Below are 16,625 nucleotides of genomic sequence, written 5' to 3'. Positions count from 1 at the left end.
CCGCAAAAAAAGAGGCGCTGTGCATCAGCGCCTCTTTGCTTTTTATGGGGGAAATCTCAATGGATAAGCACCGGGTTCTGCGCCAGCTGTGCATAGCGCTCCAGCGTGGCTTCGACCTCGTCTTCGTCCGGTGCTTCACGCTGCCAGTCCTGTATGACCTGCTGGAACAGCTCAGCCCAGGAGCCATCGAGATACACCTCTTTGCCAGAGCGCTTGTCCACGATTTCAAAACCATGGCGGGGCAGCGCAGGCACCGAACCCATGCCATCAGCGCGCGGGACTTCCGTGGGCATGCCCAGATCAGGCCTCAGATGGAGCACCACAAAAGAATCCGAGTCATACAGCATTTTCATGGCGCCCTCCTTTCTTGTCTGCGTGTCCATATGTGAATACCGAGAGCCAAATAAGGACGTCGTATACAGTTTCAAGAGGCCTGCCCGGCAGACCGGTACGCACAGTATTTCATGAAGCTGCGGCACCTGCGTTCACGCACGGAATTTAGGGCTTTGCGTGCGACTGCAGCTTCAGATCCAGCTCGTCACGGCCACCATCTTCCAGCATGCGGATACGCACCGGCAGATACTGCATGCCAGGTGCCAGCCACAGGGTAGATTGCAGATCGTTATCACCACCGTCAGAGGCATGTTCGAGCTTGAGCGCCGTCATGCTGCCTGCAGGCAGCTTCAGCGTTTCGCTGCCGCGCACGGTAAATGTCCATGCCGCAACACGGCTGCTGCTGGCAGCCTGCACGGTAATGCTGCTGCCTGCGGGATATTTTTGGGGTGCGGCAGCAATCATGCCCGCCACCTGAAAGAACACACTCAGGCGGTCCTGTGTGCCAGCCACCAGCGGAGCGGCGGCTGAGCCACGGCTGAACACAATCTGCCCGGTCTGCGCATCAAAGGTGGTGCTGTATTCCTTGCGGCCACGATCGATGAAGATTTCCGGCTGCAGGCCCTGGGGCACTATGCTGCCCACACTGGCCTGGCGGCGAATGCCTACCAGCGGCACCTGCACCTGCTGCGAGGCTTCGTAGCGCTGGCCTTGCGGCAACCAGTCCATCTGCGCCTTGGTCTGGTAAGGCAGGTTCTTGTACTTGCCCTGCACAGCAAACTGCATGCGCGCTGCGGCGGGCGCTTTCCAGGCCCACTGGCCCTGTACCAGCTGCCCCTGAGGGTTGCGCACTTCAATCGGCGATCCAGATGCAGCAGGCTGAGCACTGGCCGTGAACGCGCAGATGGTGAGCAGGCCTGCAGCAGCCAGCGTGCGGGTGTGCTTGGCAGTGCATACGGCAGGCACCAGAGAACGTAATGGCATGGGTGAACCTTAGAATTTGTGGGATACACCGCGGGGGCCGCTTGTTGTGCCAACCCTCGCATTCCAGTCTTTCCATTGTGGCAGCAGCGCCGGGCAGCTGCTGCACATGCCTTTCTATTCACCTTCCATGAAACTTGCTACTTACAGAGACGGTTCCCGCGACGGACAGCTGGTTGTGGTCTCACGCGACCTGCGGTTTGCGCACTATGCAACGGGCATCGCATCACGCCTGCAGCAGGTGCTGGATGACTGGAGCTTCATGGCCCCGCAGCTGCAGGACTTGTACCAGCAGCTCAACAGCGGCCGTGCACCCCATGCCTTTGCCTTTGACCCCATGCAATGCCTAGCCCCGCTGCCCCGGGCCATGCAATGGGTAGAAGCTGCGGCCTATCCCACCCACCTGGCGCTGACGCAGCCTGACTGGACACTGAGCACCACCGAGCCCCTGCTGCGCCAGGGCAGCAGCGACCATTTCTTTGGCGCCTGTGACGAAATCGTGATTCCCAGCGCCGCCATGGGCATTGACTTTGGCGCTGGGCTGGCAGCCATCACCGGCGACCTGCCCATGGGCTGCACCGCAGAGCAGGCGCTGTATGGCGTACGCCTGCTGATGCTGAGCAACACCCTGTGCCTGCGCCAGCTGATGCCTGAAGCACAGGGCATGGCGCTGAGCCACCTGCCCTGCTGGCCCGGTACAGGCATGAGCCCCGTGGCAGTGACCGTGGATGAGCTGGGTGATGCCTGGCGCGGTGGCCGCGTGCAGCTGCCCCTGCACAGCAGCTGCAATGGCCGCAAGCTGGGCATGTGCGATGCTGGACAGGACATGGCCTTTCACTTTGGGCTGCTGATTGCCCAGATGGCCAGAACCCGCTCCATCCACGCAGGCAGCGTGATTGGCACGGGCGTGGTCAGCAATGCAGGCGAGACCACAGGCCGTGGCAAGGACAAGCATCTGGAGTGGCCCAAAGGGGCACACAGCATTGCTGAAAAGCGTGCCATGGAGCAGCAGCTGCACGGCAGGGCCAGCACCGGCTACCTGCAGTTTGGGGACAACGTACGCATCGAGATGAAGGGCAAAGACGGTGCCAGCATTTTTGGTGCGATCGACCACACCATCGTGTCACCGCAGGGGGATGGCAGCAGCGATGCATAAAGAAATTGGCCTCTAGCGCTTATCCCATAAGCGCTAGCAGCTACCAATTCTCAAGCAGCCATTCACCCATCAGCGCTTGAGCGACAGGTCCATCTCATCTCCATTGGCCTCCTGCATGTGAATGCGCACCGGCACAAAGCCCCGAGCAGGGTCCACCCAGAGCTGTGCGGTTTCTGCCTCACCCGCCTTGGGCTGACGGTGCAGGCGCAGCGTCTGCACCGCCCCTGCGGGCAATTCCAGCAGCTCATCCCCTTCCACCACAAAAGTCCACATCTGCAGGCTGCGTGAACCCAGTACAGGAGTTTCAATGCGCACCCCGGGCTGGTGCAGCTGGGGCATGGCCTGCAGCATGGCGGCCAGCTGCATGAACACGCTCAATCGGTCCTGCGCACCCGTGCCAATGCGTGCAGCTGGGCGCTCTGGGGTAAACAGTGCCTGGCCAGCAGCCCAGTCAAAGTGCACGAATCGGGTTTTGAAAAACCGGCGGTCGCTGAAGTCCAGAGGCTGCAGGCCTTGCTCAGACATCAGCCCGGTGCTGTGCTGCTCCATGGACCCCAGCAAGAAGGCGCTGATGGACTGGCGCGCCTGATACTGGCCCCCGCCGACCTGCCACTCCAGCTCCGCATGCGCGTGGTATTCCTGCTGCTTCACAAAGCCATGCACTTTGTAGCGCAGCAGCATGTGCTGCTGCAGGGCAGAACCATCATCGGGCAGCGCCAGCGTCACCGCAGCGCCTTGGGCATCACGCACCTGCAGCGTGGGCCCTGCGGGGTGCTGTGGCACGACAGGGGTTGCAGGCAAATGTTCTAGCTCCTGCGGCTGCACAGCCTCTGCAGCGTCCACCACCTCCCCCTCCTGCACGGTGACTGCATCAGCAGCAGGCACTGTGATGGAAGGCAAGGGTTCCGGTGCAGGCGGTGCAACAGGCGCAATCCGCCTGCGCGATGGTGGCCGTGGTGAGGCAGGCTCTGCCGCGGGCTTAACCTCCTGTGGGATGGAAGGCTCAGGCTCAGGTGAAGGCATGGCCACCCACACAGCCTGCATAGGTGCTGGCTGCGCTGGAGCCAACACCAGCGCTGGCACACCCCAGGAGACCGGCCCCCAGATCATGCACCAGTGCACCACAGCCACTGCTGCCGCAATGCCCACCACCGTACGCACGCGCATGCAGCTCACATGCTCCCGTGCCAGTGATCAGATGACCCGATGGTGCTCATGGTGCAAGACATGCGGCCTCAGTACTCGACCACAATCTTGCCGAAGTGCTGGCCGCTTTGCTGGTGGACAAAGGCCTCAGCCAGCTGCTCCAGCGCATAGCTGCGGTCAATCACGGGCTTGCTCGGCATCAGATCCAGCGCGCGCACCATGTCCTGCTGCTGCTCGCGGCAGCCCACAATCAGTCCCTTGATGCTGGCCTGCTTGCTCATCAGCTCGGCCGTGGGCACCGCACCTGCAAAACCAGTCAGCACGCCAATCAGTGCAATATGGCCGCCAGCGGCACAGGCACGGATCGACTGCGGCAAGGTGCCAGGGCCGCCGACCTCCACCACGATGTTTGCCCCCTGACCTTGCGTGGCAGCCAGCACGGCATCACCCCAATCCGGGGTCTCCCGGTAATTGATCACCACGTCTGCACCCAGCGCGCGCAGACGCTCTGCCTTGTCAGCACTGCTGGTCGTCGCAATGACGCGTGCGCCCATGCTTTTGGCCATTTGCAGCGCAAAAATGGAAACACCGCCCGAGCCCAGCACCAGCACCGTGTCACCAGCCTGGATCTGCCCATCCACCACCAGCGCACGCCATGCGGTCAGGCCTGCAGTCGTCAGTGTGGCGGCCTGCGCATGCGTCCATCCCTTCGGCGCGTGGGTAAAGGCCGTGGCAGGCAAGGTAATGGCCTCGCGCGCAAAGCCGTCCACGCCATCGCCAGGCACGGTACGGAAATGCGTGGGCACCTGTCGGCCAGACAGCCACTGCGGGAAAAAGGTGGAGACCACGGCATCCCCCACGGCGAATTCCGTGACGCCTTCGCCCACGGCTGTCACCACGCCCGCGCCATCAGCCATGGGAATGCGCTTGTCTGCCGCAGCACCGGGGCGTGAGCAAACCAGCAGATCGTGGTAGTTCAAAGAGGTGGCATGGATGCGCACCTGAATTTCCCCGGCTTGCGGTGCGGCGGCCTCTGGCAGCTCGACCAGTTGCAGGTGCTGCAGCCCACCGGGGGCGTTGAGTTGCATGGCTTTCATCGTCTATCTCCAAAAATCAGGCAAGGCGCAGGCTGCACTCAGCCGTGGCGCGCCACTTGCACGGCACAGTCATAAAAGGCGGGAGCACGGCCCATGTCCGTCAGCTGCTGGTGCGTGAGTTCATTCACATTCGTACCGTTCATGCCATCCTTGCGCCACCAGATACCCAGGCCCACAACCACGCCCGCACGGGCGCGGCCATTGATGCTGGCGTGGCACAGATGCTCCCCACGTGCATTGAAGACGCGCACCGCATCACCATCGGCAATGCCACGTGCGGCAGCATCCTGCGGGTGCATTTCCAGCACCGGTCGCCCTTCGATATGGCGCAGCGTTTTCACGTTCACAAAGGTGGAATTGAGGAAGTTACGCGCTGGCGGCGAAATCATGGCCAGCGGGTAGTCCGCACTGGGCTGCTCGTAGTTGGGCAGGTAGTCCGGCACGGCGCTGATACCCATTTGCTCCAGCGCGCTGCTCACAAACTCGCACTTCCCTGATGGCGTAGGAAAGCCACCTTCGGCAAACGGTGCATCCGGCAAATCCTGCTGCGCAAAGCCTTGCATGAGCAAATCATCAAAGCTGATGCAACTGCCCTCCAGCGCCTGGTGGCACAGGGCTTCATCACTGTCCTGAAAATGTGGGGCTGCAAAGGCCGGATCCCAAGCCGCCATGTGTGCCGCCAGTTCCCGGAAGATCTGTGCATTGCTCTTGGCCTGGCCCAGTGGCGCAATCGCTGCCTGGTTGAGCAACACATCGGTGTGGCCGTAGCTGCTGTGAATGTCCCAGTGCTCCAGCTGCGTGGTCGCGGGCAGCACATAGTCAGCGTAATCCGCCGTGTCGGTCATGAAGTGCTCCAGCACCACGGTAAACAGGTCTTCGCGCGCAAAGCCCTTCGCCACCTTGACCGAATCTGGCGCCACCGCCACCGGGTTGCTGTTATAGACCACCAAAGCCTCAATGGCAGGCTGCGCCTGCAGCAGGGCATCGCCCATCGTGCTCATATTAATGATGCGCGGGCGACGCTCTCCCAGCAGCTGCGGCATGTGCAGGCGTGCGGCGTTCAGCGGCGCATGCGATGAAGATGACAGCAGCAATCCCCCAGCGCGGTGTCGCCACGCACCTACCAACGCAGGCAGGCAGGCGATGGCACGCACGGCATTGCCACCACCGCGCGTGCGCTGCACGCCGTAGTTCAGGCGAATGGCGGCTGGCTTTGTCGTCCCATAGTCACGTGCCAGTTGCACAATCTGCTCCACCGGCAAGCCACAGACTTGGGCGGCGCGCTCAGGCGGCCACTCCAGCGCCTTGGCCTTGAGTTGCTCCCAGCCCAGGGTGTGCTCGGCGATGTAGTCATGGTCGAGCCAGTCGTTGCGAATCAGCTCATGCATCAGCGCCAGCGCCAGTGCTGCGTCCGTGCCCGGCAGCAGCTGCAGGTGCGCATGGCACTTGTCCGCCGTCTCGCTTTTACGGGGGTCAATGCAGATGAGCTTGGCGCCGTTGCGCTTGGCCTCCTGCGCAATGCGCCAGAAATGCAGATTGCTGCCAATGCTGTTGCTGCCCCAGATCAGAATGAGCTTGCTTTCCGCAAAGAACTCCACACGCATGCCCAGCTTGCCGCCATAGGTGTGCTGCAGCGCCGTGCTGCCCGCGCTGGCGCAGATGGTACGGTCCAGCAGGCTGGCACCAAGCTGGTGGAAAAAGCGCCGGTCCATGCTTTCCCCCTGAACGCGCCCCATGGTGCCTGCATAGCTATAAGGCAGGATGGCTTCTGGGTTGCGCTGGGCAATGTGGTGCAGGCGCTGGGCAATGTCTGCCAGTGCTTCATCCCAGCTCACAGGCTCAAACTGGCCGCTGCCTTTGGGGCCGCTGCGGCGCAAAGGCGTCAGCACACGCTCGGGGTGGTAGGTGCGCTCGGTGTATTTGCTGACTTTGGCGCACAGCACACCGCCGGTCATAGGGTGCTGTGCATTGCCTTGCACCCTGGTCGCTACACCATTCACCACCGTGGTGACCAGGGAGCAGGTATCTGGACAATCATGCGGGCAAGCGCCCAGAACAGTCTTTTCGTGCATTGCAAACCGTCTCATCGCAGGCATTGGAGGCTTGCATTTAAACATGTACGAAATGGGCCTGGTGCGTTCAGCTTGCTCACTCAAGGGCTGTACACCATCGCAACCCGTACACAGGCCGCCGCGTTAGAACGCTCGTGCTTTTCTGGACTTTTTTGGCTACACTGCCAGCGCACTTAACTATAAGGAGACTTGGTCTATGTCCGACCTGAATGCAACGTTCGAAGAAGCCGTCAAGAATTCCACTACGCTGAGCGAGCGCCCCGACAACGCCACACTGCTGAAAATCTACGCCCTGTACAAGCAGGCCACAGAAGGTGACAACGAAGCCAAGAAACCCAGCTTTACCGACATGGTTGGCCGCGCCAAGTGGGATGCCTGGGAAAAGCTCAAGGGCCAGTCGCAGGATGAAGCCAAGCAGCAGTACATCGACCTGATCAATTCCCTGCGCTGAAACCCTGCATCTTTTGCCGCGTGAGACGGGCGGCAAAAACAAAAAACCCTGCTGAATTTGCATTCAGCAGGGTTTTTAATTTGGTTGCGAGGGCTGGATTTGAACCAACGACCTTTGGGTTATGAGCCCAACGAGCTACCAGACTGCTCCACCTCGCGGTATTCCAAAATTATAGCAGACTTATTCTGCAGCAGGAGCTTCAGCAGCAACTTCTGTGCGCTCAACCAGCTCAACGTAAGCCATAGGAGCGTTGTCACCCACGCGGAAACCCATCTTCAGGATACGTGTGTAACCACCGGGGCGCTTTGCAAAGCGGGGGCCCAGCACGTTGAACAGCTTGGTCACGCTGTCGCGGTCACGCAGACGGTCGAATGCCAGGCGGCGGTTAGCCACGGTGTCCACCTTGGCCAGAGTGATCATGGGCTCGACCACGCGGCGCAGTTCCTTCGCCTTGGGCAGAGTGGTCTTGATGGCTTCGTGCTCGATCAGAGCGTTCATCAGGTTCTGCAGCAGAGCCTTGCGGTGTGCAGAAGTACGGTTCAGTTTACGCAGGCCATTTCCGTGACGCATGGTGCTTTCCTTTTCAAATAGTTTGGTCGGGTGGCCGTATCAGGTACCGCCCGGTGCACTGGTGTAAAAACCAACTGGCTCTTTGCCCGTTGTGCAAAGAGCCAGAGATTATAGTCTGAAAGTGCGAATTAACGCTTTTCCAGACCTGCTGGTGGCCAGTTCTCGAGCTTCATGCCCAGAGTCAGACCGCGGGAAGCCAGCACTTCCTTGATTTCGTTGAGCGACTTGCGACCCAGGTTAGGTGTCTTGAGCAGCTCGTTCTCGGTGCGCTGAATCAGATCACCGATGTAGTAGATGTTTTCTGCCTTCAGGCAGTTTGCAGAACGGACGGTCAGTTCCAGCTCGTCCACAGGACGCAGCAGGATAGGATCGAAGGTCTGGGCGCTCGAACGGCTGCCGCCAGCCTGCAGGATGCCACCTTCGGCGAATTCGCCATCCAGTTGTGCGAATACAGCCAGTTGTTCCACCAAGATCTTGGCAGATGCGCGCACTGCATCTTCTGCACCGATAGCACCGTTGGTTTCGATTTCGACAACCAGCTTGTCCAGGTCGGTACGCTGCTCCACACGAGCAGATTCGACGGTATAGCTCACGCGACGAACGGGCGAGAACGATGCGTCCAGAACGATGCGGCCAATCGACTTGGTCGACTCATCGCTGTAGCGACGCAGGTTACCGGGCACATAGCCACGGCCCTTTTCCACCTTGATCTGCATATCCAGCTTGCCGCCTTGCGACAGGTTGGCGATCACGTGGTCAGGATTGATGATCTCAACGTCATGGGGAGTCTGGATGTCACGCGCAGTCACTACACCTTCGCCATCCTTGCGCAGGCTCAGTGTTACTTCGTCACGGTTGTGCAGCTTGAACACCACGCCCTTCAGGTTCAGGAGGATGTTCACCACATCTTCTTGCACGCCATCGATGGACGAGTACTCATGCAGAACGCCAGCAATCGTGACTTCCGTCGCTGCGTAACCCACCATGGACGACAGCAGTACGCGGCGCAATGCATTGCCCAGCGTATGACCATAGCCACGCTCAAAAGGCTCCAGCGTCACCTTGGCACGATTGTGACCAAGCTGCTCGACATTAATCGTCTTGGGTTTCAGCAGATTTGTTTGCATGCAGACTTCCTCTCAATACCCCCGGCTCGTTACACCGGTAAGGCTGGTGAAGCACCTAAACCGCGATGCCTCGCGGTTTAGGAACGAGATGGTTGATTGCTCAACCTTTACTACGATTAACGCGAGTACAACTCAACGATCAGAGATTCGTTGATGTCGGCGCCGAATTGATCGCGGTCAGGCACTTGCTTGAAGGTACCTTCTACCTTGTCGATGCTCACTTCCACCCAAGCAGGGAAGCCAACTTGTTGAGCCAGTTGCAGGGCTTCAACGATACGGGCTTGCTTCTTGGACTTTTCGCGAACAGCGATCACGTCGCCTACCTTCACCATGTAGGAAGGAATGTTCACGCTCTGACCATTCACAGTGATGGCCTTGTGGGACACCAGCTGACGAGCTTCCGCACGTGTAGAGCCGAAGCCCATGCGGTACACCACGTTGTCCAGACGGCTTTCCAGCAGACCCAGCAGGTTCGCACCAGTGTTGCCACGGCGACGGTCTGCTTCTTCGAAGTAACGGCGGAATTGCTTTTCCAGCACGCCGTACATGCGCTTGACCTTCTGCTTTTCACGCAGTTGCAGACCGTAGTCAGAAGTGCGCTGACCGGAAGTGCGGCCGTGCTGACCGGGCTTGGTGTCGAATTTGGCCTTGTCAGCGATCGAGCGACGAGCAGACTTCAGGAACAGGTCGGTGCCTTCACGGCGGGAGAGTTTGGCCTTGGGGCCGATATAACGTGCCACTTGAGTTTCCTTTATTCATCTACCGTGTTGAAACACGGGAGCCACCTGCGGTGTCAATGACACCACAGGTGGCGGTGGGCTTATAACAGATTAGATACGACGACGCTTTTGAGGGCGGCAACCGTTGTGGGGAACCGGAGTCACGTCCGAGATGGAAGTGATACGGATACCCAGGGCGCCCAGAGCGCGAACCGAAGATTCACGGCCGGGACCGGGACCCTTGATTTCCACGTCCAGGTTCTTGATGCCCTGTTCGATAGCAGCACGACCGGCCACTTCCGAAGCAACCTGAGCTGCAAAAGGAGTCGACTTACGCGAACCCTTGAAGCCCTGGCCACCCGACGAAGCCCAAGACAGAGCATTGCCTTGACGGTCGGTGATGGTGATGATCGTGTTGTTGAACGAAGCGTGCACGTGTGCAATACCGTCAGAAATGTTCTTGCGAACCTTCTTACGTACACGTGCTGCAGCGTTGTTTTGTGCCTTAGCCATAGTGATCTCTCAATCCCTTATTTCTTCAGTGCAGCTGCACCTTTACGGGGACCCTTACGGGTACGCGCATTGGTACGTGTACGTTGACCGCGCATGGGCAGACCACGACGGTGACGGAAACCGCGGTAGCAACCGATGTCCATCAAACGCTTGATGTTCATGGTTGTTTCACGACGCAGATCGCCTTCCAGAGTCATAGGATTCAGGAAGTCACGGATCTTATCCAGATCAGCGTCCGTCAGATCCTTGATCTTCTTGGAGTACTCGATGCCGCAAGCTTCGCAAATCTTGCGAGCAGTCGAACGACCAATGCCATAAATGGCGGTCAGGCCGATTTCAGCATGCTTGTGGGGCGGGATGTTAATACCAGCAATACGTGCCATATTAGTCCTCTAATACTTTCAATCAGCCCTGGCGCTGCTTATGGCGCTGGTCTGTGCAGATCACGCGCACCACACCCTTGCGGCGGATGATCTTGCAGTTGCGGCAGATTTTCTTGACCGAAGCCGAAACTCTCATTTCATTCTCCTAAAACTTGCATCCGTAACACTTCTTCGACCTGGGCACTGCCTGTGACCGCGAAAAAGCGTAGAGCACTCATTCTTGCCTGTTGTTAAATTCCTCCTGGGACACCCCAGGAGGAATCCGGTTCATATATCTCAGCGAGCTGATGCCTTGAAGTTGGCCTTCTTCAGCAGAGACTCATACTGCTGCGACATCATGTAGTTCTGTACCTGCGCCATGAAGTCCATGGTCACCACCACAATAATCAGCAGTGATGTACCGCCGAAATAGAACGGAACGTTGTATTTCAGGATCAGGAACTCGGGCAACAGACAGACAAACGTGATGTAGATCGCACCAGCCAGTGTCAAGCGCACCAAAATCTTGTCAATGTAGCGTGCTGTCTGGTCTCCAGGACGAATGCCGGGAATGAAAGCACCGCTCTTCTTCAGATTATCAGCGGTCTCGCGGCTGTTGAACACGAGGGCTGTATAGAAGAAACAGAAGAAAATGATGGCGGCTGCGTAGAGCATTACATAAATCGGCTGACCGGGGGTCAGTGTCGATGCAATGTCCTTCAGCCAGCGCATGGATTCCCCTGCACTGAACCAATTCACCACGGTTGCTGGCAGCAAGATGATCGAGGAAGCAAAGATGGGAGGAATCACACCCGCCATGTTGAGCTTCAGTGGCAAGTGCGAAGACTGACCACCATACACCTTGTTGCCGACTTGGCGGCGTGCGTAATTGACAAGGATCTTTCGCTGGCCTCGTTCAACAAACACGACGAAGTACGTCACGGCTGCTACAACGAGAACGATAAAGATCGCGACCAGAATGCTCATGGCGCCAGTGCGAACCAGCTCCAGCAGTCCACCGATCGAGCTGGGCAAGCCTGCGGCAATACCAGCAAAAATCAGAATGGAAATACCGTTACCCAGACCACGTTCAGTGATCTGTTCGCCCAGCCACATCAGGAACATAGTGCCAGCGGTCAGGCTCACCACCGCAGTCATGCGGAAGCCGAAACCTGGGTCCAGCACCAGACCTGGAGAGCTTTCCAGAGCCACGGCAATACCCAACGACTGGAAGATTGCCAGGCCCAATGTGCCATAGCGGGTGAACTGGGTAATCTTGCGACGACCCGCTTCACCTTCCTTCTTCAGTTGCTCAAATGTTGGGACAACATACGTCATCAGTTGCATGATGATCGATGCCGAGATGTACGGCATGATCCCCAGTGCAAACACCGTGAAGCGCTCCAGCGCTCCACCCGAGAACATGTTGAACAGGTTGAGAATGCCCTGCTGGCCATTGAACAGCTGCTGCAGCTGCGCTGGGTCGATGCCCGGCACCGGGATATGAGCCCCGATGCGGTATACGACCAGCGCAAGCAACAGAAAAACCAGTCGGTGACGCAAGTCACCAAACTTGCCGGTTTTTGCAATTTGAGCTGCGCTAGTAGCCACGGATGTCTTCTTTCAGTTAATCAGGCGATGCTGCCACCAGCGGCTTCGATAGCTGCCTTAGCACCGGCAGTAGCACCGATACCGTTCAGCTTCACAGCCTTGGTGATTTCACCATTCTTGATGACCTTCACCACTTGAGCGTTGGCGGGCACCAGGCCAGCCTGCTTCAGAGCGGCAACATCGACTTCGGCCAGACCCAGCTGTTCCAGAGCCTTCAGAGTCACTTCAGCGTTGAACTTCAGCGACGCAGACTTGAAACCACGCTTGGGCAGACGGCGCTGCAGAGGCATCTGACCGCCTTCGAAGCCTACCTTGTGGTAGCCACCCGAACGCGACTTCTGACCCTTGTGACCACGACCGGCGGTCTTACCCAGACCGGAACCGATACCGCGACCAACGCGACGCTTGGCGTGCTTGGCGCCTTCTGCGGGCTTGATGCTATTGAGTTCCATCATCAATCCTCTCAGAGTACCTTCACCAGGTAGGCGATCTTGTTAATCATGCCGCGCACTGCAGGAGTGTCCTGCAGTTCGCTGACGCTGTTCAGCTTACGCAGACCCAGGCCACGCACAGTCGCGCGGTGCGACTCTTTGGTGCCGATGGGGCTACGAACCAGCTGAACCTTGATGGTTTGTTGTGTAGACATGTGCTGGACTCCGATCAGGCGAACAGGTCTTCAACCGACTTGCCGCGCTTAGCAGCCACTTCTGCAGGAGTAGTGACGTTCTTCAGCGCGTCGAAAGTGGCGCGAACCATGTTGTAGGGATTCGAAGAGCCATGGCTCTTGGCCACGATGTCGGTAATACCAACCACTTCGAACACAGCGCGCATTGGGCCGCCGGCGATGATACCGGTACCCTTGGGGGCGGGGTGCAGTTCCACGCGCGAAGCGCCATGGTGACCCACCACAGAGTGGTGGATGGTGCCGCTCTTGAGCGAAACCTTCATCATGTTGCGGCGAGACTCTTCCATGCCCTTTTGCACAGCTGCAGGCACTTCCTTGGACTTGCCCTTACCCATGCCAACGCGGCCGTCACCGTCGCCAACCACGGTCAGTGCAGCGAAGCCGAGGATACGGCCACCCTTCACAACCTTGGTGACGCGGTTGACCGCGATCATTTTTTCGCGCAGACCGTCGTCACGACCTTCGTCTTGCACCTTGGGGGATACTTTTGCCATTTTGTCCGCTCCGCTTAGAACTGCAGGCCCGCTTCACGAGCGGCTTCTGCCAAAGCCTTCACACGGCCATGGTATGCAAAACCGGCGCGGTCGAAAGCCACTTTCTCAACGCCAGCTGCCTTAGCCTTTTCAGCAATACGCTTGCCGATCAGTGCGGCTGCAGCCACGTTGCCACCCTTGCCAGCGGCGCCCAGTTGTGCGCGCACTTCGGCTTCTGCAGTAGAAGCAGTAGCCAGCACCTTGGTGCCGTCTTCGGAGAAAACGCTGGCGTAGATGTGGAGGTTCGTACGGTTCACGCTCAGACGTGCCACGCCTTGCTGTGCAATGCGGATACGTGTTTGGCGTGCACGACGCAGACGCTGCTCTTTCTTGGTCAACATATTGCAGCTCCTTACTTCTTCTTGGTCTCTTTGATCACGACCTTCTCATCCGAGTAACGGATGCCCTTACCCTTGTAGGGCTCTGGGGGACGAACGGCACGGATCTCAGCGGCCAGCTGACCCACCACTTGGCGGTCAGCACCCTTGATCACGACTTCAGTAGGCGTGGGGGTAGTGATGGTGATGCCCTGAGGAGCTTCAAAGTGCACGGGGTGCGAGAAGCCCACATTCAGGTTCAGCTTGCTGCCCTGCACAGCGGCCTTGTAACCAACGCCGATCAGGCTCAGCTTCTTTTCGAAGCCTTCGGTCACGCCCTTCACCATGTTGTTGACCAGCTGGCGGAAAGTACCGGCCAGAGCGTCAGCTTCACGGGAATCGTTAGCGGGGGCAAACGACAGCTTGCCTTCGTTGTTGCTGATGGTCACCAGGGCGTTCAGAGCTTGGGACAGTTCGCCGCCCTTGCCCTTGACCTTGATGGAGTCAGCAGTGATAGACACATCCACGCCAGCGGGGATGGTCACATTTGCTTTAGCTACGCGAGACATTTCAGTATTTCTCCTTCAATGTCCGTTAGGCCACATAGCACAGCACTTCGCCACCAACACCGGTAGCACGCGCCTTGCGATCGGTCATCACACCCTTAGGTGTAGTAACAATGGCCACACCCAAGCCGTTTTGGACTTGAGGAATTGCGTTACAGCCCTTGTACACGCGCAGGCCAGGACGGCTTACACGCTCGATGCGCTCGATCACGCCGCGACCGGCGTAGTACTTCAGGGTAATAACGAGTTCAGATTTGCCGCCTTCGGTTTTGACTTCAAAACCGTCGATATAGCCCTCGTCCTTCAGCACTTGTGCGATGGCAACCTTCACCTTAGAGGAAGGAGCCGACACGGTGGCCTTGGACACCAGTTGGGCGTTGCGAATACGGGTCAGCAAGTCGGCGATAGGATCACTCATGCTCATCTTGTATCTCTCCTGCTTGCTTACCAGCTAGCCTTGGTCACACCGGGGATGTCACCAGCAAAGGCCAGTTCACGGATCTTGGCGCGGCCCAGACCGAATTGACGGAATGTGCCACGTGGACGACCAGTGATTTCGCAACGGTTACGTTGGCGAGTAGGGTTGGCGTTGCGAGGCAACTTCTGCAGACCCAGACGGGCTGCATCACGTTCTTCGTCGGTGCGCTTTGCGTCGCCGGCGATTGCCTTCAGTTCTGCGTACTTGGCAGCGTACTTAGCTGCCAGCTTTTCGCGCTTCAGTTCGCGCTCGATCAAAGCTTTCTTAGCCATGCGCCACCTCAGTTCTTGAAGGGGAATTTGAACGCTGCGAGCAGTGCCTTGCACTCGTCGTCAGTCTTGGCGGTCGTTGTGATGCTGATATTCAGACCACGCAGAGCATCCACCTTGTCGTATTCGATTTCGGGGAAGATGATCTGTTCTTTTACGCCAACGTTGTAGTTGCCGCGACCGTCGAACGAACGACCAGAGATACCACGGAAGTCACGCACGCGAGGCAGAGCGATCGTCACGAAGCGGTCCAGGAATTCGTACATGCGAACACCGCGCAGGGTCACCATGCAGCCGATAGCCTGGCCTTCGCGGATCTTGAAACCAGCGATAGCCTTCTTGGCCTTGGTCACCACGGGCTTTTGACCAGCAATCTTGGTCAGGTCAGCCACAGCGTTGTCCAACACCTTCTTGTCGGCCACTGCCTCACCCACACCCATGTTCAGGGTGATCTTGGTCAGACGGGGCACTTCCATGACGGATTGGTAGCCGAACTTTTCTTTCAGTTCAGCCGCGATCTTTTCGCGATAGAGTTTTTGCAGTCGTGCCATGTGTTACTCCTTAGGCGGCCTTGATTTCAGCGCCATTGGACTTGAACACGCGAACACGTGTGCCGTCGGCGTTCACCTTGATGCCCACGCGATCGGCCTTGCCTGTCGCTGCGTTGAAGATAGCCACGTTGGATTGGTGGATAGGCATAGCCTTTTCCACGATGCCGCCAGTGGTGCCCTTCATGGGGTTTGGCTTCACGTGCTTCTTCACCAGGTTGATACCTTCGATCACCAGGTGGGAGTCATCCTTACGCGCAGTAACGATGCCACGCTTACCCTTGTCACGGCCAGTCAGCACGATGACTTCGTCGCCCTTGCGAATCTTGTTCATTGCGCTTCCTTTAGATAACTTCAGGTGCCAGGGACACGATCTTCATGAACTTTTCAGTACGCAGTTCACGTGTCACAGGGCCAAAAATACGTGTGCCGATAGGCTCGAGCTTGGCGTTGAGCAGCACAGCGGCGTTGGTGTCGAACTTCACCAGGGAGCCGTCTGCACGACGGATACCCTTGGCAGTGCGAACCACCACAGCACTGTAAACATCGCCCTTCTTGACGCGACCACGGGGGGCCGCCTCTTTGATGCTCACTTTGATGATGTCACCAACGCTCGCGTAGCGACGATGAGAACCGCCCAGTACCTTAATGCACTGAACAGACTTCGCGCCCGTGTTGTCGGCAACCTCTAAACGAGATTCTGTTTGGATCATTTCAATATTCCCAACTTGCTCCAGCAGACCCGGACAGCCCCAGAGAACTTCTCAAGGGCTGACTTAAGACAGCCGGTCAGTCTTGGGCCCGTCGTCCACCTCCCGGACCATTCCGAAAGGCTTCCCGCTGGGCAGAAACTTTCACGCTTTAATACGTGAAGCAGGCAATTGTCGCAAGAAATTCCTTGCATGTCAACCGCTTAGACCATGAAAACCGCAGCATCCACAGGGAATGCCATTCCGTCTTAAGTGCTTACGAAAAGGATAGCTAATAGCGCTTGCTAGATATTGATTTCAAATAAGTTTTTATCTGAAATCCACAAAAATAAAGCGCTGGCAGCTTCTTTTTCAGGAGCTATCCAGCGCTTCATCATGCAA

General features: G+C 58.1%; 24 protein-coding genes and 1 tRNA gene. 2 read left to right on the top strand and 23 right to left on the bottom strand.

What is annotated here, in order from left to right:
* Positions 1-56: 56 nt before the first annotated feature.
* Positions 57-353, bottom strand: a complete 297-nt coding sequence (locus B5M06_RS07070; protein ID WP_054065048.1) for a BTH_I0359 family protein — start codon at positions 351-353, stop codon at positions 57-59.
* 145 nt (positions 354-498) lie between these two features.
* Positions 499-1,317, bottom strand: coding sequence for a DUF3108 domain-containing protein (locus B5M06_RS07065; protein WP_054065047.1), 819 nt, complete (start codon positions 1,315-1,317; stop codon positions 499-501).
* Between the two features lie 127 nt (positions 1,318-1,444).
* On the opposite strand from B5M06_RS07065, the gene B5M06_RS07060 reads away from it, so the two are divergent.
* On the top strand, positions 1,445-2,470 hold the full coding sequence (locus tag B5M06_RS07060) for a fumarylacetoacetate hydrolase family protein (RefSeq protein ID WP_054065054.1): 1,026 nt from the start codon (positions 1,445-1,447) through the stop codon (positions 2,468-2,470).
* 69 nt (positions 2,471-2,539) lie between these two features.
* Here B5M06_RS07060 and B5M06_RS07055 read toward each other — a convergent pair whose 3' ends face one another.
* The 3 genes from B5M06_RS07055 to B5M06_RS07045 all read right to left on the bottom strand — a co-directional run bounded on the left by B5M06_RS07055 (position 2,540) and on the right by B5M06_RS07045 (position 6,785).
* Positions 2,540-3,637, bottom strand: a complete 1,098-nt coding sequence (locus B5M06_RS07055; RefSeq protein ID WP_054065046.1) for a DUF3108 domain-containing protein — start codon at positions 3,635-3,637, stop codon at positions 2,540-2,542.
* Positions 3,638-3,705: 68 nt separating this feature from the next.
* Complete coding sequence (locus B5M06_RS07050) at positions 3,706-4,713, bottom strand: zinc-dependent alcohol dehydrogenase family protein (protein ID WP_054065045.1); 1,008 nt, start codon at positions 4,711-4,713, stop codon at positions 3,706-3,708.
* 38 nt (positions 4,714-4,751) lie between these two features.
* Positions 4,752-6,785 (bottom strand): molybdopterin-containing oxidoreductase family protein, encoded by a 2,034-nt coding sequence (locus B5M06_RS07045; protein ID WP_240184015.1) that lies wholly within the window; start codon positions 6,783-6,785, stop codon positions 4,752-4,754.
* Positions 6,786-6,981: 196 nt separating this feature from the next.
* On the opposite strand from B5M06_RS07045, the gene B5M06_RS07040 reads away from it, so the two are divergent.
* Positions 6,982-7,236, top strand: a complete 255-nt coding sequence (locus B5M06_RS07040) for an acyl-CoA-binding protein (protein ID WP_054065043.1) — start codon at positions 6,982-6,984, stop codon at positions 7,234-7,236.
* A gap of 81 nt (positions 7,237-7,317) precedes the next feature.
* Here the strand turns inward: B5M06_RS07040 and B5M06_RS07035 are convergent.
* The 18 genes from B5M06_RS07035 to rplN all read right to left on the bottom strand — a co-directional run bounded on the left by B5M06_RS07035 (position 7,318) and on the right by rplN (position 16,247).
* Positions 7,318-7,394 (bottom strand) — tRNA-Met (locus tag B5M06_RS07035).
* 22 nt (positions 7,395-7,416) lie between these two features.
* The gene (gene rplQ, locus B5M06_RS07030; protein WP_054065042.1) at positions 7,417-7,806 is read right to left on the bottom strand and encodes a 50S ribosomal protein L17; all 390 of its coding nucleotides are present in this window, start codon (positions 7,804-7,806) and stop codon (positions 7,417-7,419) included.
* A gap of 128 nt (positions 7,807-7,934) precedes the next feature.
* On the bottom strand, positions 7,935-8,933 hold the full coding sequence (locus B5M06_RS07025; RefSeq protein ID WP_054065041.1) for a DNA-directed RNA polymerase subunit alpha: 999 nt from the start codon (positions 8,931-8,933) through the stop codon (positions 7,935-7,937).
* A gap of 116 nt (positions 8,934-9,049) precedes the next feature.
* On the bottom strand, positions 9,050-9,673 hold the full coding sequence (gene rpsD, locus B5M06_RS07020; RefSeq protein ID WP_054065040.1) for a 30S ribosomal protein S4: 624 nt from the start codon (positions 9,671-9,673) through the stop codon (positions 9,050-9,052).
* A 90-nt stretch (positions 9,674-9,763) separates the two neighbouring features.
* Positions 9,764-10,165 carry a 30S ribosomal protein S11 gene (rpsK, locus tag B5M06_RS07015; protein ID WP_042417426.1) on the bottom strand — a complete coding sequence of 134 codons (402 nt, stop codon included), beginning with the start codon at positions 10,163-10,165 and terminating at the stop codon, positions 9,764-9,766.
* Positions 10,166-10,182: 17 nt separating this feature from the next.
* Complete coding sequence (gene rpsM / locus B5M06_RS07010; RefSeq protein ID WP_054065039.1) at positions 10,183-10,548, bottom strand: 30S ribosomal protein S13; 366 nt, start codon at positions 10,546-10,548, stop codon at positions 10,183-10,185.
* A 22-nt stretch (positions 10,549-10,570) separates the two neighbouring features.
* The gene (gene rpmJ / locus B5M06_RS07005) at positions 10,571-10,684 is read right to left on the bottom strand and encodes a 50S ribosomal protein L36 (RefSeq protein WP_003050535.1); all 114 of its coding nucleotides are present in this window, start codon (positions 10,682-10,684) and stop codon (positions 10,571-10,573) included.
* A 140-nt stretch (positions 10,685-10,824) separates the two neighbouring features.
* Positions 10,825-12,138, bottom strand: coding sequence for a preprotein translocase subunit SecY (gene secY / locus B5M06_RS07000; RefSeq protein ID WP_054065038.1), 1,314 nt, complete (start codon positions 12,136-12,138; stop codon positions 10,825-10,827).
* 20 nt (positions 12,139-12,158) lie between these two features.
* Positions 12,159-12,590: a 50S ribosomal protein L15 gene (gene rplO / locus B5M06_RS06995; protein ID WP_054065053.1), complete on the bottom strand. Its 432-nt coding sequence runs from the start codon at positions 12,588-12,590 to the stop codon at positions 12,159-12,161.
* Positions 12,591-12,601: 11 nt separating this feature from the next.
* Positions 12,602-12,784, bottom strand: coding sequence for a 50S ribosomal protein L30 (rpmD, locus tag B5M06_RS06990; protein ID WP_054065037.1), 183 nt, complete (start codon positions 12,782-12,784; stop codon positions 12,602-12,604).
* Positions 12,785-12,798: 14 nt separating this feature from the next.
* Complete coding sequence (rpsE, locus tag B5M06_RS06985; RefSeq protein WP_054065036.1) at positions 12,799-13,317, bottom strand: 30S ribosomal protein S5; 519 nt, start codon at positions 13,315-13,317, stop codon at positions 12,799-12,801.
* Between the two features lie 14 nt (positions 13,318-13,331).
* Positions 13,332-13,697, bottom strand: a complete 366-nt coding sequence (gene rplR / locus B5M06_RS06980) for a 50S ribosomal protein L18 (RefSeq protein WP_054065035.1) — start codon at positions 13,695-13,697, stop codon at positions 13,332-13,334.
* An 11-nt stretch (positions 13,698-13,708) separates the two neighbouring features.
* Positions 13,709-14,242, bottom strand: coding sequence for a 50S ribosomal protein L6 (gene rplF, locus B5M06_RS06975; protein ID WP_054065034.1), 534 nt, complete (start codon positions 14,240-14,242; stop codon positions 13,709-13,711).
* A gap of 25 nt (positions 14,243-14,267) precedes the next feature.
* Positions 14,268-14,663 (bottom strand): 30S ribosomal protein S8, encoded by a 396-nt coding sequence (gene rpsH, locus B5M06_RS06970; protein WP_054065033.1) that lies wholly within the window; start codon positions 14,661-14,663, stop codon positions 14,268-14,270.
* A gap of 20 nt (positions 14,664-14,683) precedes the next feature.
* Positions 14,684-14,989 (bottom strand): 30S ribosomal protein S14, encoded by a 306-nt coding sequence (rpsN, locus tag B5M06_RS06965; protein WP_054065032.1) that lies wholly within the window; start codon positions 14,987-14,989, stop codon positions 14,684-14,686.
* Positions 14,990-14,997: 8 nt separating this feature from the next.
* Complete coding sequence (gene rplE / locus B5M06_RS06960; RefSeq protein WP_054065031.1) at positions 14,998-15,537, bottom strand: 50S ribosomal protein L5; 540 nt, start codon at positions 15,535-15,537, stop codon at positions 14,998-15,000.
* Positions 15,538-15,547: 10 nt separating this feature from the next.
* Positions 15,548-15,868, bottom strand: coding sequence for a 50S ribosomal protein L24 (gene rplX, locus B5M06_RS06955; RefSeq protein WP_054065030.1), 321 nt, complete (start codon positions 15,866-15,868; stop codon positions 15,548-15,550).
* Positions 15,869-15,878: 10 nt separating this feature from the next.
* Positions 15,879-16,247, bottom strand: coding sequence for a 50S ribosomal protein L14 (rplN, locus tag B5M06_RS06950; RefSeq protein WP_054065029.1), 369 nt, complete (start codon positions 16,245-16,247; stop codon positions 15,879-15,881).
* Positions 16,248-16,625 lie beyond the last annotated feature (378 nt).

The organism is Comamonas kerstersii, assembly GCF_002056725.1.
Lineage (GTDB): Bacteria > Pseudomonadota > Gammaproteobacteria > Burkholderiales > Burkholderiaceae_C > Comamonas > Comamonas kerstersii.
This window is presented reverse-complemented; position numbering and strand designations above follow the sequence as displayed.

Excerpts from the sequence above, each read along its gene's own strand:
- rplO (WP_054065053.1), bottom strand. The coding sequence starts at position 12,590 with ATGGAACTCAATAGCATCAAGCCCGCAGAAGGCGCCAAGCACGCCAAG.
- rplN (WP_054065029.1), bottom strand. The coding sequence starts at position 16,247 with ATGATCCAAACAGAATCTCGTTTAGAGGTTGCCGACAACACGGGCGCG.
- B5M06_RS07040 (WP_054065043.1), top strand. The coding sequence starts at position 6,982 with ATGTCCGACCTGAATGCAACGTTCGAAGAAGCCGTCAAGAATTCCACT.
- rpmJ (WP_003050535.1), bottom strand. The coding sequence starts at position 10,684 with ATGAGAGTTTCGGCTTCGGTCAAGAAAATCTGCCGCAACTGCAAGATC.
- B5M06_RS07055 (WP_054065046.1), bottom strand. The coding sequence starts at position 3,637 with ATGCGCGTGCGTACGGTGGTGGGCATTGCGGCAGCAGTGGCTGTGGTG.
- B5M06_RS07025 (WP_054065041.1), bottom strand. The coding sequence starts at position 8,933 with ATGCAAACAAATCTGCTGAAACCCAAGACGATTAATGTCGAGCAGCTT.
- rplX (WP_054065030.1), bottom strand. The coding sequence starts at position 15,868 with ATGAACAAGATTCGCAAGGGCGACGAAGTCATCGTGCTGACTGGCCGT.
- B5M06_RS07070 (WP_054065048.1), bottom strand. The coding sequence starts at position 353 with ATGAAAATGCTGTATGACTCGGATTCTTTTGTGGTGCTCCATCTGAGG.
- rplR (WP_054065035.1), bottom strand. The coding sequence starts at position 13,697 with ATGTTGACCAAGAAAGAGCAGCGTCTGCGTCGTGCACGCCAAACACGT.
- B5M06_RS07065 (WP_054065047.1), bottom strand. The coding sequence starts at position 1,317 with ATGCCATTACGTTCTCTGGTGCCTGCCGTATGCACTGCCAAGCACACC.
- rpsK (WP_042417426.1), bottom strand. The coding sequence starts at position 10,165 with ATGGCTAAGGCACAAAACAACGCTGCAGCACGTGTACGTAAGAAGGTT.
- rplE (WP_054065031.1), bottom strand. The coding sequence starts at position 15,537 with ATGGCACGACTGCAAAAACTCTATCGCGAAAAGATCGCGGCTGAACTG.
- rpsE (WP_054065036.1), bottom strand. The coding sequence starts at position 13,317 with ATGGCAAAAGTATCCCCCAAGGTGCAAGACGAAGGTCGTGACGACGGT.
- rpsM (WP_054065039.1), bottom strand. The coding sequence starts at position 10,548 with ATGGCACGTATTGCTGGTATTAACATCCCGCCCCACAAGCATGCTGAA.
- B5M06_RS07060 (WP_054065054.1), top strand. The coding sequence starts at position 1,445 with ATGAAACTTGCTACTTACAGAGACGGTTCCCGCGACGGACAGCTGGTT.
- B5M06_RS07045 (WP_240184015.1), bottom strand. The coding sequence starts at position 6,785 with ATGCACGAAAAGACTGTTCTGGGCGCTTGCCCGCATGATTGTCCAGAT.
- rpsH (WP_054065033.1), bottom strand. The coding sequence starts at position 14,663 with ATGAGCATGAGTGATCCTATCGCCGACTTGCTGACCCGTATTCGCAAC.
- B5M06_RS07050 (WP_054065045.1), bottom strand. The coding sequence starts at position 4,713 with ATGAAAGCCATGCAACTCAACGCCCCCGGTGGGCTGCAGCACCTGCAA.
- rplF (WP_054065034.1), bottom strand. The coding sequence starts at position 14,242 with ATGTCTCGCGTAGCTAAAGCAAATGTGACCATCCCCGCTGGCGTGGAT.
- rpsN (WP_054065032.1), bottom strand. The coding sequence starts at position 14,989 with ATGGCTAAGAAAGCTTTGATCGAGCGCGAACTGAAGCGCGAAAAGCTG.
- rpmD (WP_054065037.1), bottom strand. The coding sequence starts at position 12,784 with ATGTCTACACAACAAACCATCAAGGTTCAGCTGGTTCGTAGCCCCATC.
- rplQ (WP_054065042.1), bottom strand. The coding sequence starts at position 7,806 with ATGCGTCACGGAAATGGCCTGCGTAAACTGAACCGTACTTCTGCACAC.